General features: G+C 53.1%; 2 protein-coding genes and 1 pseudogene. All 3 read right to left on the bottom strand.

Translation table 11 applies throughout. The features are described 5' to 3' along the window. A pseudogene (locus tag A0129_RS15765) lies at positions 1–219 on the bottom strand (flagellin FliC); the annotation flags it as partial. 249 nt (positions 220–468) lie between these two features. Beyond that, entirely contained in the window at positions 469–1,332 is an 864-nt protein-coding gene (locus A0129_RS15770) for a flagellin (protein ID WP_291716335.1), read from the bottom strand. Positions 1,333–1,591: 259 nt separating this feature from the next. Beyond that, positions 1,592–2,126, bottom strand: a 535-nt coding sequence (locus A0129_RS15775; protein ID WP_291716336.1) for a flagellin, incomplete at its 5' end; no start/stop codon positions are given.

Below are 2,126 nucleotides of genomic sequence, written 5' to 3' on the forward strand. Positions count from 1 at the left end.
CAGTGAAATACCGTCGTTGGCGTTGCGGGCGGCCACGTCGAAACCGCGAATTTGGGCGGTCATACGTTCTGCAATGGCCAGGCCTGCGGCGTCGTCTTTGGCGCTGTTAACACGCAAGCCAGAGGACAGGCGAGCGATTGAAGTTTCAAGGGAGCTGGCAGATCGGCTCAGATTATTCTGTGCGCCCAGCGAAGGTGAGTTTGTATTAATGCCTAACATTTAGGACCTCCTAGCGGTTTAATTTGACAGAACCTTTGTGAAGGGTTATGTCGCTTTGGGTTGAGTAACCCTTGTTCAGTTTCTTTTACTGACAATTCGTTTAACGGAGGTTTCAGATCAAACTTAAGCGAATTGGTTAAATAATTTATATTGTTTTTAATGGAAATGAAAATGAAAATGAAAAAAGATTATCCATCCCAAAGGAAGGATAATCTTCTAATTACAGAGCTGAGCTGTTTTTTTATTTCATCACTGCAACAGGCTCAGTACGTTGTTGGGCAACTGGTTGGCCTGAGCGAGCATGGCAGTGCCGGCCTGCTGCAAGATCTGCGAGCGGGTCAGTGCGGCCGTTTCCTTGGCGAAGTCCGCATCCATGATGCGCCCACGGGCGGCCTGCAGGTTGGTGCTGGACACATCGGCAAAGGCCGCTACTTGTTCCAGTCGGCTTTGGCCCGCACCCACCACGGCACGAATACCGGTGATGGCGTCAATCGAGGCATCCAGCGTGGTGATCGCGGTGGTGGCGTTGGCCACGGTGTCCACACCACCCAGGTTGGTTGGAATGTCGGCTGCGGCACCGGTCATGATGCTGGTCAGGTCGTTGCCTGTGGCCAATCCATCGTCGGTCAGGTTCAGCGCCAGGGTGTCGGAAACGGCGTTGCCGGTGCCCACCTGGAAGCTCAGTGTTTGGTTGGCGGCATCAAACAGGTTGTTGCCGTTGAAGGTGCTGCCGGTCACAATGCGGTCCACTTCGTTGGCCAGTTCCGTGTACTCACGGTTCAGGTTCACACGGTCAGTGTCGTTCAGTGTGCCGTTCTTGGCTTGAACAGCCAACTCACGCATGCGCTGCAGGTTGTCGCTGATCTTGCCCATGGCGCCATCGGCCACTTGCAACAGTGAAATGCCGTCGTTGGCGTTGCGGCCAGCCACATCAAAGCCGCGGATTTGCGCTTGCATGCGCTCGGCAATGGCCAGGCCTGCTGCGTCGTCTTTGGCGCTGTTCACACGAAGGCCTGAGGACAGGCGGGCAATGGCGTTGTTCAAGCCGATACCAGAGCCAGAGAGGTTTTTCTGGGCGGTCAGTGAGGCTACGTTGGTGTTGATTCCTAGCATGATAGTTCTCCAAGCAATTTCGTTGATTCAAGTTGGCTGCGTCATCTGGTGCGCTGCCTTATGATTCATTAACGCTTGGAAAAACAGGAACTTTAGAAAAAAATGCAAAAAAATTCACTTTCTCAAGAGAATTTTTCAGAACTCTAAAGTTTTAATTTTTGTTGCCGTAATTCGCACCCTCTCGAAACTTCCCCTGATTATCCAGTGCGAATTGCCAAGTGCACTTTCAAACCAGGGGTCGCTCGGAGTAAACCTTACATTAACGCAGCAAGCTCAACACGTTGTTGGGCAGCTGGTTGGCCTGGGCCAACATGGCGGTGCCAGCCTGTTGCAGAATCTGCGAACGGGTCAGGTTTGCAGTTTCTTTGGCGAAGTCCGCATCCATGATTCGGCCGCGGGCAGAGCTGAGGTTGGCGCTGGTGGTTTCAAGCGAAGAAACCACTTGATCCAGTCGGCTTAAGCTGGCACCAGTTGTGGCGCGCAGGTTGGTGATGTCGTTGATTGCTGTGTCAATTTCAGTGATTGCAGTTGTTGCGTTGGCCACTGTGTCTACACCACCAAATGCGGTCACGATTGCGGCCTGTGTTGCGCCACCCAGGGTGGTTTGCAAGTCGTTACCAGCGGCAGCGCCAGTGTCAGTCAAGTTCACGGCCAATGTGTCGGAAGCCACGTTGCCAGAACCAATTTGCAGGTTCACGGTTTTGTTGGCAGCTGCGAACACGTTATTGCCGTTGAATGTGGTGCCTGTTGCAACACGGCCCACTTCGTTGGCCAGTTCTGTGAATTCACGGTTT

The sequence above is a fragment of the Limnobacter sp. CACIAM 66H1 genome, assembly GCF_001601825.1.
GTDB lineage: Bacteria > Pseudomonadota > Gammaproteobacteria > Burkholderiales > Burkholderiaceae_B > Limnobacter.

Coding starts and splice junctions, on each gene's coding strand:
- A0129_RS15770 (WP_291716335.1), bottom strand. CDS start 1,332: ATGCTAGGAATCAACACCAACGTAGCCTCACTGACCGCCCAGAAAAAC.